The sequence below is a fragment of the Bradyrhizobium xenonodulans genome, from assembly GCF_027594865.1.
Taxonomy (GTDB): Bacteria; Pseudomonadota; Alphaproteobacteria; order Rhizobiales; family Xanthobacteraceae; genus Bradyrhizobium; species Bradyrhizobium xenonodulans.
The window spans coordinates 1,691,431-1,704,432 of sequence record NZ_CP089391.1; the positions used below are offsets into that span (position 1 = coordinate 1,691,431).

Annotated in this window: 9 protein-coding genes; 6 read left to right on the top strand and 3 right to left on the bottom strand. The window is 56.9% G+C overall.

What is annotated here, in order from left to right; genetic code table 11:
- Nucleotides 1-73 precede the first annotated feature (73 nt).
- Both I3J27_RS07955 and I3J27_RS07960 read left to right on the top strand, forming a co-directional pair.
- Nucleotides 74-1,261, top strand: coding sequence for a glycosyltransferase family 4 protein (locus I3J27_RS07955; protein WP_270167449.1), 1,188 nt, complete (start codon nucleotides 74-76; stop codon nucleotides 1,259-1,261).
- Nucleotides 1,258-2,217, top strand: a complete 960-nt coding sequence (locus tag I3J27_RS07960) for an NAD-dependent epimerase/dehydratase family protein (protein WP_270167451.1) — start codon at nucleotides 1,258-1,260, stop codon at nucleotides 2,215-2,217. The genes I3J27_RS07955 and I3J27_RS07960 overlap by 4 nt, the downstream gene beginning before the upstream one ends.
- Nucleotides 2,218-2,237: 20 nt before the next feature.
- On the opposite strand, the gene I3J27_RS07965 is transcribed toward I3J27_RS07960, so the two are convergent.
- Nucleotides 2,238-3,269 (bottom strand): glycosyltransferase family 4 protein, encoded by a 1,032-nt coding sequence (locus I3J27_RS07965; RefSeq protein WP_270167453.1) that lies wholly within the window; start codon nucleotides 3,267-3,269, stop codon nucleotides 2,238-2,240.
- Between the two features lie 175 nt (nucleotides 3,270-3,444).
- Here I3J27_RS07965 and I3J27_RS07970 point away from each other — a divergent pair, with 175 nt between their 5' ends.
- The 3 genes from I3J27_RS07970 to I3J27_RS07980 all read left to right on the top strand — a co-directional run bounded on the left by I3J27_RS07970 (nucleotide 3,445) and on the right by I3J27_RS07980 (nucleotide 8,963).
- Nucleotides 3,445-4,506 (top strand): cellulase family glycosylhydrolase, encoded by a 1,062-nt coding sequence (locus I3J27_RS07970; RefSeq protein ID WP_270167455.1) that lies wholly within the window; start codon nucleotides 3,445-3,447, stop codon nucleotides 4,504-4,506.
- Nucleotides 4,507-4,892: 386 nt separating this feature from the next.
- The gene (locus I3J27_RS07975; protein ID WP_270167457.1) at nucleotides 4,893-8,372 is read left to right on the top strand and encodes an Ig-like domain-containing protein; all 3,480 of its coding nucleotides are present in this window, start codon (nucleotides 4,893-4,895) and stop codon (nucleotides 8,370-8,372) included.
- Between the two features lie 348 nt (nucleotides 8,373-8,720).
- On the top strand, nucleotides 8,721-8,963 hold the full coding sequence (locus I3J27_RS07980; RefSeq protein ID WP_270167459.1) for a hypothetical protein: 243 nt from the start codon (nucleotides 8,721-8,723) through the stop codon (nucleotides 8,961-8,963).
- A 370-nt stretch (nucleotides 8,964-9,333) separates the two neighbouring features.
- Here the strand turns inward: I3J27_RS07980 and I3J27_RS07985 are convergent, their stop codons facing one another.
- Both I3J27_RS07985 and I3J27_RS07990 read right to left on the bottom strand, forming a co-directional pair.
- Nucleotides 9,334-9,783 carry a hypothetical protein gene (locus tag I3J27_RS07985; protein WP_270167461.1) on the bottom strand — a complete coding sequence of 150 codons (450 nt, stop codon included), beginning with the start codon at nucleotides 9,781-9,783 and terminating at the stop codon, nucleotides 9,334-9,336.
- 205 nt (nucleotides 9,784-9,988) lie between these two features.
- Nucleotides 9,989-10,321 (bottom strand): hypothetical protein, encoded by a 333-nt coding sequence (locus I3J27_RS07990; protein ID WP_270167463.1) that lies wholly within the window; start codon nucleotides 10,319-10,321, stop codon nucleotides 9,989-9,991.
- A 2,272-nt stretch (nucleotides 10,322-12,593) separates the two neighbouring features.
- Between I3J27_RS07990 and I3J27_RS07995 the strand changes: the two genes are divergently transcribed.
- The gene (locus tag I3J27_RS07995) at nucleotides 12,594-12,872 is read left to right on the top strand and encodes a hypothetical protein (protein ID WP_270167464.1); all 279 of its coding nucleotides are present in this window, start codon (nucleotides 12,594-12,596) and stop codon (nucleotides 12,870-12,872) included.
- The last annotated feature ends 130 nt before the right edge of the window (nucleotides 12,873-13,002 follow it).

Sequence of the window (13,002 nt, forward strand, 5' to 3'; positions counted from 1 at the left end):
AAACAATCACAAGTTGGACGATTTCGCCGTATGTTGGACTTACATGTGACGCTTGCAACGGATCGTTCCGCGATTGGAACTAATTTTTTTCGGTCTGGAGTGTATTGAAAGGCGGTACGGCGTGCGAATTGGAATTTTCGTTGAATTGTTCGCGCCCAGTGTAGGCGGACAGGAATTGTTTTTTGAGGGGCTCTCGCGCCAATTCGTCAAGAATGGACACACCGTCGACATCCATTGCATCGGACACGCGTCCGGGTTGACCCCCGTGGAGTATGTGGACGGGATCACGATTTATCGATACCCCACGGATGCATCTTACAATGCACCGCGGTTCAAAATGATGAAGCGGGCTTGGCCGACGATCATTAAATATGCGCTGCACGTTCGGCGGGTCGTCAAGGTGACAAGCTACGACGTGCTCTTCTTGAATCAGTGGCCGCTCCTGCATGCGGTCACGATTCCGAAATCGCAGCGCGCCAAAGCGGTGATGCACTGGTGCGAAATTCGCACCGGGCTGTTCTACAGAACGATTCAAGCTCTCCTGCCGCGGTTCGTGGCCAAGAATGTGGCGGTGAGTGAGGCGGTCGGCCGTTCGATCCAGCGCTACACCGCCAGACCGGTGCATACGCTTCCAAGCGGGATTGATGTCGAACTCTATCGCTCGCTTCCGCGGAATCGACGCTCAGGAATCTGCCATCTCGGCCGGATGGCGGCCCACAAGAATATTCCATTGTTGATCGATGCCTTTGAATTGTTGAAGGATCGGGGGTACGTCGGCTCGCTTACCCTTGCCGGAGATGGGCCTGCTCTTGACGAGATCAGAGAGCGCGCTCGAATTTCCCGGCACGCATCTGATATTATCTTGCCTGGTTTGGTCTCGGACGCCGACAAGATCGAGCTGTTGTCGAGGTCTGAGGCTCTCGTCATCTCCAGTTTGCGGGAAGGATTTCCGAGAGTTGTCGCCGAGGCGATGGCCAGCGGTTTGCCTGTTGTTACATGCGACTTTGAAATGAATGGGACAAAGGAAGTCGTAAGCTCGTATGATTGCGGGCTGGTGACGCTCCCGACTCCGGACTGCCTTGCTCAGGGCGTGCTTGGTGCGATTGCCCGCTGGGATCACTACTCCGCGACGGGCCGTTCAGCGGCGAAGACGCTCGCCTGGACCTTGATAGCGGAAAGATTTGAGGAGCTAGTTGTTCCGGGTCTCGTCGATCGGGCTCCGTCTCCCCGTGGCCGTTTCAGTGAAGCTCGTGTCGCATGAAGCGAAAGATCTTAATTGTAGGCGGCGCCGGCTTTGTCGGCCGACAACTCGTTCGAAAGTTGCAAGATCGGCACGACATTTGCGTAATTGACACGTTGAAGTTCGGAAACCGCTTCGGCGAGGGTGGTAGTTCCAGAATTGTGCTGGAGAAGGTTGACATTCGGGATTGGCGCGCGGTCTCGAATGTCATGGAACGATTTCGCCCGGAAATCCTGATCCATCTCGCGGCAATACACTTTATCCCCGAATGCGAGCGTGATCCGGCGCAGGCCGAGGAGGTCAATGTCCTCGGAACGATGAACCTGCTTCGCGCGTGTCCTGTCGGCACCCGCTTCGTTTTTGCCAGCAGTGGTGCGGTCTATCGTCCAGGCGATGGGCCTCACGACGAGTCGAGCTCGGTGGAGCCCGCCGATGTCTACGGCCTGACGAAGTTGCATGCCGAAAACTATGTGCGCTACTTCGTCAAGCAGAGAGGGTTGTGCGGTGCCGTCGTCAGGCTTTTCAACGTGGTCGGGCCGGGAGAAACCAGCCCGCATATCCTGCCCGAAATCATCTATCAGCTGAAGTCGGGGAGTACGAAGATCAAATTGGGGAATATTTGGCCTCAACGCGATTACATCCATGTCGAGGACGCGGCCGAAGGATTTGGACGGGTCGCGCTGTACGGCGAGGTTCCGACGGGTGTAACGAAACTGATCAATCTGGGCACCGGAACGCAATATTCGGTGTCGATGATCTTGGATCAATTGCGATCGCTCACAGGCCTTCCGATAGAGGTCGAGCACGACGCATCGCGTGCTCGCACGGTTGATCGGCCATTTCTGCAAGCGAGCATCGCCAGGATTAAAGCCGATTTTGGGTGGTCGCCCCGGTTGGATCTCGCTGCGGCATTGGCTGATCTTTGGAAAAATCCGGATCTCGCCCCCAGTCTGGTTAACCAGTTGCGCAATGGCTAACAAATTTGCTTCTGGCGTTCTCAACGCGGCCGGCGCGCGCGGCTTTGCGATATAGCGCTCTCGTAGATGCGAAGATGCGCTGTGACCTGATTGTCTATCGAGAACGTTGTTGATGCAAACGACGCCGCGCGCGTGGCGAGTGATTGCGCCAATTGAGGATAGTCAAGCAGTGACGAGAGGTGCTCAGCGAACTCTGTGGGGGCAAGCGGGTCGGCGAGAAGACCGGTTTCGCCGTGGCGTATGAGCTCTTGATTGCCGGCGATTCTTGATGCGACGACCGGCAACCCCATCTTCATCGCCTCAACGACTGAAACCGGGACGCCCTCCCACAGCGAGGGCAGTACGAAGATTCGCGCCCTGGACATCAACTCGAGCGCGTCGGCCCGCGACTTGGTGCCGGTCATGGTGACTTGAGATTCGACCCCAAAGCTCCTGCAGTTCTCGCGCAGTGACGTCTCCAGCTCTCCGCCGCCGACGATCAGCATTCTCGCGCTTGGTCGCTTCATCGCCGCCAGAATCTCTGGCAGCACGAGCGGGTTCTTCTGGGGATGCAGGCGCCCAACAAAGGCGACGTCAAACTCGGGCCGCTGGGAGATGATGCAGCCCGGGGGCAGCTCTACCCCGTTGTAGACCTGGCTCCATCGTCGTGGATCGTCGATCAGGCCTTCTCTATAAGCGAAAGCCTCGTCCGCCCTGCCAACCACGATTATCTGGTCCGCTCGGCCGATGCACAGTTTCTCCACCAACTTGAAGAACTGCCTGCTGCCGGGACCCTTCTGATCAAAGTGGAAGCCATGAACCGTATAAGCAAAGGCAGGACGCTTAGCCCGGGGCAGGAGCGACACTGGGAGCGCCGACCTCGCGCCATGGGCGTGAACGAGGTCAGGCGTCTCGCGCTCGAGCAGCTCCGAAATCCCGCGCGATATCCTGAGCACGTTTTTTCGGCGGCTGAAGTCGAAGCCAAATGTCTTCCACCCTTTTGCATTGGAGAGCTCGAAAAAATAACTTCCAGTCTGGGTAACGACGGTTGTTTCGATGCCACGTGCTGCCATGCCGGCGCACAATGTCTCTACGACGACCGGACCTCCTCCGGGATTTCCGTCGCCCATAATATGAACTACGCGCATTTCTTTCAGACCGGTCTTCGTCGTCTAATTGGGTTCGAAAAAGTCGACCTATTGGGTATATGGTAGACATAGAGCAATGGGATGTTCGATGGAAGCGGCAATGAATTTCAGAATCTGCACGCGAGTCCTGCGATCGATGAAGCGCATGACGAGGGTTTTGGCTTTCCTGGTGACGCTCGGCCCTCCTTCGGTTTGCTGGTGCGCCCCTGCGCAGAAGGGGATAAACGCCGGCGACCTACTTTTCATGCCATCGTGGGAGCTCCGGTCCCGATTTGTGGAGTTCAGGGATATCGGTGTTAAATGGCTAAGACTGGAGTTCGACTGGAATCGAATCCAGCCCGACAATCCCGACAGCTACATTATCCAGCAGCACGACAGGATTGTCGCGCTCGCCCGCGAGTTCAATATTTCCGTCCTGGGCCTGATCTATTTCTGCCCGGCGTGGGCGAACGGTGGTCAGAAGCCGCCGGCATTTCCTCCGGCAGACCCAACTGCTTTCGGCCGATTCGCGGCGTACCTTGCGACGAGATACGCATCTGCCGGTGTCCGGCATTGGGAGATATGGAATGAGCCGAATCTTGGCAGCAGCTGGGAGCCCGCTCCATCGCCCCCGCAATATGTTGCGCTCTTAAAGGTGGCCTACGAAGCCATCAAGAGGGTCGACAGCGGAGCGACCATCATATCGGGCGGCTTGGCGCAGCCAAACAACACCGGCACTACCATGCGCGCTGCAGAATTCCTGGATGCGCTGTACAGGAACGGAGCGCGTCCGTTCTTCGATGCGGTCAGCAACCATCCATATACGTCTCCGAGTCCTCCGGATCGGCCGGACGGAAATTCGTGGCAGCAAATGGAAAGCTCGGATGGTTTGCGAGGGATCATGGACAAGTACCACGATCAGGACAAGCTCATCTGGGTGACCGAGTATGGCGCTCCGACAGACGGAGAAGCAAACACAGTTATTTCCGAGACGGCTCAGGTCCAGCTTCTCAAGTCCGCCTTCGGACTTGCCTCGCGCAGGCCAGGTCTCGGACCAGTTTTTTGGTACAACTTCAGAGATTGGTGTTCAAAAGGTAAGACTGACCCCGATTGCTATTATGGACTCGTGAGATTCGATAAGTCTCGAAAACCTTCCTACGCAGCATTCATCGATTTGCACTGACGGACTGAGACTACGGTTGTCCGCACAACGTGCACGGAGTATCGGTAAATACTGTGCTGCGCTACAGGCTGCGTCGTCCTGCTCCGGTCAGGATCTCCGGTCGCATCAGCGAGGTGCGGAGCTGGCCGCTTCGACCGAAAAATTGATTATCCGTAGTTGCACGGGAAGCAGCTGGCCTCGCCTCGCTCGCAACATGCCGCTAAGCTTTAGCCCTTGTTGCAACTGCACTTTCTCAGAGATTAAGGCATCATTATCGCTACCAGATCGACCTTGATCTTCTTTCACAGATAAAAACGACAAAAGCCCATTTAATTGATTGCAATGCCTGTCGCGTACGCTGTGACTAATACGACCGGTCATCCTGGTCGTCGTTGCAGGGCCATTTTATGACGACCGCCATTTCAAATGTGACAGCAATCGACGCCTCCAAGCTCGTGCAGTCCGTAGGTGTAAATACTCACCTTGGTAACTGGACGGTTTACGAGAATATTTGCTTGGTCGAGAGTTCGCTCGCGTATCTCGGAGTGGACACTGTCCGCGATGGCAGCATGTTCTCGACGGCGCACGCTCAGGCAGCCTATTCACAACTGGCAACTGACGGGATCAAGTTTGACTTTTTCACACCGCCCGGCACTAACCTTTCGACCTTCATCAAGCAGCTTGATGCATTCGTCGTGGCCCACCCTAGCGGCTTGTTCGCGATTGAGGGTCCGAATGAGGTGGACATCCAGGCCTTCACCTACAACGGCAGTTCGTCCTTATCGAGCGCGGCCGCGTTCCAGCAGGCACTGTATGCTGCGGTCCAGGCCGATGCAAAAATCGCGAACGTGCCGGTTTACAACCTCACGCTATCTCAGCCGAATGGCGCCAACTATAGCCAAGTGGGAAATCTCTCGTCGTCGGCCGACTACGCCAATATTCACGCCTACGTCTGGTCCGGGACGACGCCGAACCAGGTTTTGCTGAATGACATAAAGATTGCGCAATCGGACGCAGCCGGATTGCCCGTCATCTTCACCGAAACGGGCTACGACACGATGACGAGCGATTCCATGAGCGGAGTCGATCAGACCGTCCAAGCGAAGTACACGCTTGACACGCTGATGGACGCGTTCAAAGCGGGCGTCGCGCAGACGTTCCTTTATGAACTCTTCGATGAGGCATCTGACCCGAACTATACGAACAAGGAAGCTCATTTCGGTCTGTTTAACAACGATGGCAGTCCGAAGCTCGTCGCAACCGCAATACACAACCTTACGACAATTCTGAGCGACCCGAATGCGTCGCAACCATTCACGCCCGGTAGCCTCGCCTATAGCTTAGACAACATGCCGTCCAGCGCCAACCAGTTGCTGCTGCAGCAGCACAATGGAGCATTTGATCTGGTGCTGTGGGATGAGCATGTTATCTGGGACCCGACTAAGCAGAAAGAGGTCGCGTCACCGACCAGCGACGTAATGCTCAATCTCGGCAAATCGTACGGGGTTGTCTACGTCTACGACCCTCTGGTTGGGACTAGCCCGATCGCGACCTATACCAACGTCTCGCAGATTCACGTTTCCCTCACAGATCATCCACTTGTCATTCAGATCGGCGCCGGCAGTGCGGAGTCAGGTTCATCTTCCTCGGCAGGCGCGATCACGGATACAACCGCGCCGGCTGCACCAAGCATTGCGACGTTCTCGCCTGACAGTAACGTTGCGGGCGATGGCATCACGAAGGCCAATCAGCTGACGCTGGCTGGGACGGCGGAGGCCGGCAGCAAGGTCCTGGTGTTCGATGGAGCGACCCAGGTCGGCACCGCCACGGTCGATGCCAGTGGCAACTGGTCGTTTGCGACCGGCACGCTGGTCGATGGCACCCATGTCTTCACCGGCCAGGCGGTGGACGCGGCCGGCAATGTCAGCGCGACGTCTGGCGCCTTGAGCGTCGCGGTCGATACCGTCGCGCCCAATGCTCCGAAGATCGTCTCGGACACAATCGGCTCATCTAGCACGATAGGTGTTGCTGGAACGGCGGAAGCGGGTAGTACGATCAAGTTGTATGAAGGAAGCAGCCTGCTGGGCACCGCGGTGACGGCGTCTAATGGTGTATGGAGTATCACGACCGGATCTCTTGCGCAGGGGGCGCATGTATTCACGGCGACCGCAACAGATGCAGCTGGCAATTCGAGCGGCCTTTCAGCTGCGTTTGACCCGCTCGTTGGGACATTGATCGAGGCAGCTGGAACGACCAGTCTGATAAGCGCTGGAAACAACTTCTATCTGTCTAATGCCGGTACAGATGTGCTGCTGAAATTCGGTGGCACAGCGTACGTGGCCGGACAGTTCAGCGGCTGGGCGCCGATTGGTGCGGAGGCGACATCGACCGGCTTTGAGGTTGCCTGGAAGAATTCGATGACCGGCCTGTACACGGTGTGGAATACCGACAGCAACGGCAATTTCACGTCCAATCTCCTCAGCAAGGTGTCCGGAACGAGCGCGTCTTTTGAGTCGATCGAGACTTTATTCAATCAGGATCTCAACCGCGACGGCGTGATTGGTATTCCCAACAAGACAATCGAGGCGGTCGGCTCCACCAGCCTGGTTCAGCTTGGCGGCAATTTCTTGCTCAATCCGATCGCCGGCGGAGCCGGCCCGACCTTGAAGTACGGTGGCGTGGCGTACGTGGCCGGACAGTTCAGCGGTTGGGTGCCGCTTGGTGCGGAGGCGACATCGAGTGGTTATGACGTTGCTTGGAAGAACACCTCGACCGGGCTGTACACGGTGTGGACCACCGACAGCAACGGCAACTTCGCCTCGAACCTGCTCAGCAACGTGTCGGGGACGAACGCGTCTCTTGCATCGGTCGAGACGGTGTTTCAGCAGGACCTTAACGGCGACGGGGTGATCGGCTTGCACACGACGACCATTGAGGCCTCGGGCGCAACCAGCCTGCTGCAGGTTGGCAGCAATTATTTCCTCGGAGGAAGTGGACCCACCTTGAAATATGGTGGCGTGGCGTACGTGGCCGGACAGTTCAGCGGCTGGGTGCCTCTTGGCGCTGAGGCGACCTCGAACGGCTATGATGTTGCCTGGAAGAACACCTCGACAGGACTATACACGGTGTGGACCACCGACAGCAACGGCAACTTCACTTCGAACTTGTTTAGCAATGTGTCGGCGACGAGCGCATCCTTGAAATCGGTCGAGACGGTGTTTCATCAGGATCTCAACGGCGATGGGCCGATCAATACGTCTTCGACCGTGCTCGACATCTCCGGAAAGATCGCGCTGACATTGCCCAATATGAGCCAACCGGTGATGCTCGAACCGGGAGCTGTGCTCGAACTGGCTGGAGCGGCTTCTGGATCGGTCACGTTCAAAGGCATCACCGGTATCCTCATTCTCGATCATTCCACGCAATTCACCGGTACCATCAGCGGTCTCTCCGGCAACGGAGACCCGTCTGCCTCGGACATTCTCGATCTCAAGGACATCTCGTTCGGGGCGGGAACGAAAGCCTCGTACGCGGGCAACGCATCGGGTGGGGTGTTGAGCGTTTCGGACGCGCAGAACCACGTCGCGCACCTCACGCTGGTCGGCGACTACACCCATTCAACATTCAATCTTTCGAGCGACGCAAACGGCGGCACCCTCGTCATCGATCCGCCAGCCGACGGGTTCAACTTCTCCGCTGCCACCTCGCAGCCCGGATCCACATCTGCCGCGATCCCCTTAGGGGACGGACCTGTGCCTCACTCGCAGGTGCTCGCGCCGATACTGCACGACCTCATCGTTGACAGCAACGTTCAGCACGGCATGGAGAGCGCACATTTCGTCTTGTCCCACGCCTCACCGGCCGATCTTTTTCTGTTGCACGCTTAAGCGATGATTGCTCTTGGGCTATAATAGCTTGGTCGTCCGCGCATGGCGCCGGCGTCGAGATGGCGGCCAACGGAGACGCTGGCGAGCGCGTAGGGGATCGAAGCAGTTATGGCAAGCGTGGTTTCACGGCTACCAAGCGGTTAAATTAGTTTGGTGCTCACAAAGAGCGATTCGGTTGCCGTTGCCTGTAAGCAAGCAGGACGTTGGGGCCAGAAGCTTATGCGAAATCTTATAATCGCTGTGTTGTTTGTTCAAATTCTTGCTTGCTATCCGGTGCCAGTGTCAGCCGGGGGCACCTGCATCCTGCATCCGCAACCCTTCAAGTTGCAATCGGACACCGTTCGGTGGTTGATCAAAATCAAGCCCGGCGCTGAATGTATTCAGGGACTGCGCTGGTCAACAATCATGATTGACGCGCTCGCGGTTGTAGACCCGCCGAAATCAGGCCGCCTTGTCCTGCAAGGCCCGTCATTCCGCTATTTTTCGGACCCGGCCGCACAAGGGGTCGACCATTTCGAAATTGCGATCAAAGGAACCTCGCTGCATATCGGCGGAACCTCGTCGATTGAGGTAGACGTCGTCTTGCAGTAAATTGTGGTCGTTCGCGACGCTAGGCCGTTCACAAATCCTAGCGAGGCGCAAACGTCCGATTGCTGTTGAGAGCAGGGTTGGCTGAGGCAGCCGGAGGCACGCCTTGCCCGATGGGATTCTGAAATGGATTATTGCTGGGTTGAGTCGCTACGGGAGAACGCGAACCCCGCGCGTAACTTTGGGATGTATAACCCTGCTGGCGGCCATTCGCATTTTGCTGCGTGCCTTGAGCAAATGCTGGAACGGTCAGAAGCGAAATCAGAGCAGAGGTTAGCAACAGTTTTGCGCCACTCATAGAAGCCTCCATACGGGGCCGTATCGATCCAACGCCACAATTGGAGCTAGGTTCTAACCATCGTTGGGCAAGAGGTCACGGTTTCTTACAGGCTGAATAAAAGGTGCCGTTGGTGGTGACGACCCGCTCGATGCACTGCCTGGGAACTACAATGTCGCCTCGACGGCTGAAGTAATAGGACTGATTCTTGAGGATCAGGGCATAGTGGTCGGGCGGAAGATGCAATGCGGGGTCTTCGTTGTGCAGCTTGTACATCTCTGGATTGTCTGGCAGGGGAGACGCCCGGTATGGGTAAGAGACGTTTCTGATGACCCAAGCTTCACGGTCGTCCAGCCGCTTGCCCGCCGACTCGGCCGAAAATTCGCGGGCAATCCTGGCGATTACGTTGGCAGCGGCATCCCGCCGAAAGACAATGAACTTAGGGCGTCCGTTCGGCAGTGTCACTTTGCCAGGAAGTCTGAACGCGGCGGAGATTGCGACCCTGACATCCGGCGCTCGGCCAGGCAACAGCTGGAGTTCGGTCAAGGCGTTGTCCCCGAGCGCATAGACGCCGTAGTCGGTCGGCCGCGGAGAGGAGGGAGGCTGAGGCCGCCTCAACGCCGCATCGATGGAGGCGAGGGACGCTCCTGCTGTCTTGGGAGCCACCGTTCCCCCCGAAGGAACTGTCCCCACGTCATCAGGCGTTCGCGTTGCAGCACGGCGGTTGTGGCGGTGCCAACGACCTGCAGGACTAAGGCGGTCCATGACATAACCGCGCAAAAGGGCCGCCGATCGGCTCCGATTTCCGATGGATCGGCCCCGCCTTTAATTCTGATGGGACGGAACCGCCGTTTCGTGGCAACAGGTAACTCGGCAAAGCCGATCGCTGCGGTACCGGGGATGCCGCGGGTAGGCCGATCTGCTGCCGCGAGAATTCCTCAACGCCGCGGATCGCGGTTTCGAGCGCGCGTTTGGCATGTCGGCTATCAGTCGGATTTGAATCGACAAGTTGTTCCTGATTTGGCGCCAAATCGTAGACCGCACGGCGCATAAGCTCGGGATCGGACTTCACCGTTTCGATCATGCGAGCGATCACGAGCGCGAATTGAACCTCGTTAGAGACCTGATTGGCACCTTCTCCATCGCGCTCTTGCAGCTCCCGCGAACTCTCGCCGATCTGGACACTCCATTGTCAGCTGACCGCAATCCTATTTCAGTGTTCAAAATATCTCAAAAGAAACTAAAGTATTGGTGGGTGGCTTCAAAGAGGGCATGTCAGGCTTCGCAGCGGCCGCCCACTCGGCAAGGAGAAATTCGGTGATCTTCGTACCAAGACGCAAAATCGTCCTGCTGGGCTGGGCTTACCTTGTCCTCGCTCCGCCTGGAACTCCAGCATCAGCCGTTACTGCCGAGGTGGCTCGAAAGTGCAGTGCACTCATGGCCAAGCAGTTTCCGCCCCGCGAACCCGGCAACCCCGCAGCTGGAAGCACAAAGGGAAGCGGCCGCGATCAGCAAACCTTTTTTAACAAGTGCGTTGCGAACGAGGGCAAGGTCGACGATAGCAACCCGAAGTAGGGTATCCGTTGGAAGCTGTTCATTGGCCCTGGGAAAACGCGGCGCTCACCCCTTTTGCGGTGGCGGCTCCGGGACGTCACCATCCTTCGCCATGCATGCCCTGAAATATGCTTGACGATCATCGCTTCCGCGGACTGATCCCGGCCGCTTGTATGGATACACAAGATAGGAATAGCGCATACATTTCCTAGCCGTCTCGGCACTTGGGGCTGCAACCGCATACTGACCCGTCAGGTCGAGAGTCACAGCGAGGCCTATCCCCCCTAGGAGCCAAATCAGTTTCAGGGAATTCATGTTGCCATTCCGCAGCGGAGGAGTATCGGTCAACTTGAGGACTACGCGCTGATGCGGAATCTGACACATTTCTGGTCAAATGGGTGTGCTCCGACGTGATATCGGAGCCAATGGGCCGTCAGGAATCGCAATGAGCAGGAAGCACAGTGACACTAGGATATTTAAGTCAGAAAATGTCGTCGCGCAACGACGAGTTAGGTGGGCACGATACCTGCGGTACTGCCCAAAAGGATTTTTGAGAGACGGACTCTCGCCCGGATAACCGCGATCACCTGAAACATCAATCTGGATCAACGAAACGCAAAACCAGCAAGACGGCCGCGCCGCCTGCAACAGCGGCCAGTACGACCAGCGGCAGAAATCTTTGTAGTCTTCGGAAGCTCGCGCGGCCACCGACCCCCGGACTACCGTATGTCAAGCGGAGCGCCAAGGTGCCTAGCCCTAACGCCAAGCGGTGGAGCATTGATCTGGAAGGCATTGCACGTCGCTCTTAAGGAGCGCTAAGATTTCGATTCGCTCAACCACAAGCTACGCAGGCTTCGACGATCTTCAATCCCAAATCTAACCCAATCTGCACATTTTTTATCCATGCAAGAGCCACGCAAATGGTTGCGACCGGTCGTGTGGCCGAGCTCCTCAGTCTAGCGCATTGTTTGTGGCTTGAATCGCGCACTGTGTGGAGGCTGACCACCGTCCCCCCGGGACGAGCGATCGTCGGAATTGTTTGAGGGCTCAGAGGCAGAGAGTGTGTTGCCGCGGATGAGAAAAGCTGGTGGCCGCGTGATTCGCGGAGCGCCGAGATAGGGCTCATACTTGAGGTACTCAGTGTGCCGCTTTCGCGAGACTGCTGCACGCGTGGCATAGCCCGCTCCGAAAAACAATGCGGCCACCACAAACAGTATCAAGAGACCGAGCACAGCGCACTCCAATCGGATGTTGGCAATCCGTCAAATTCAGCGACAGCAAGTTTCACGCCACCAACCGGAAAAAAGTTCAAGCGACGCCGCTCCAGTGTCACCCGGTCACCTCGGTTGGGCCATAGCCAATTGTTATGTGCCTTGTATGTCAAAGCTGCGAACTGATTGAAGCGGCGCTGCGAAGGTGCCAAGCTGCGTGTCAAACACGGCGAATTAGCGCCTGGGCTTGTCTTGGCGTTCGGTGCTTTCCTAGAATGTCGATGCTGGAAGTCTAAGATCGTAGCTTGTGGCAGAGCTAAATTCCGGGCGCTTCCGGACGGCGATCCGCCACCCCTTAATGCGAGATTCACCAACGGGCAAGCCGACCCTTGCTCCCTTACTTATCGTTTAGCGGCATCGTCCATAGTGGCGCCTCACGTGCGGGGGCGAACCATGTCACGACTTTCATTTAGCACATCTATCGCTGCGATGCTGATGTTGCTCGCGTCAGCGTCTGAAACCAAAGCAACGCCTAATTGCTTGCGCGATAATAAGGCATACAAGCTTGCGGGCGACACTATGGAATGGTCGATGACGATCGCCGCCGGGGCGGATTGTATTCAGGGCCTGCGCTGGTCTACGATGCAAATCTACAATGTCTCGGTTGTAGAAAAGCCCAAGAGCGGCGAGCTTGTCATGGTCGGGCCCGGGTTCCGCTATTTCGCCAAGCCTGATTTCTCCGGGACGGACAAATTCACCCTGGTTGTGGTCGGAAAGAATCGCCACGACGCGGGCACATCCACCATTCAAATCACCGTTTCGCGACCAAATGTCTCTCTGGTGGTGAGCGCCGTTAGCCATACCGACTGAGCAAGTGGTGGCTTTGTTTCGGCCTACGACTCTCACTTGATTGCTTTGAAAATGGGCAGCGATCAAGATCAAAGTATGGTTACTCTAGGTTTTGTTTAAAAGCCTTCGACTTTTGAGAAGCACCTGTTAC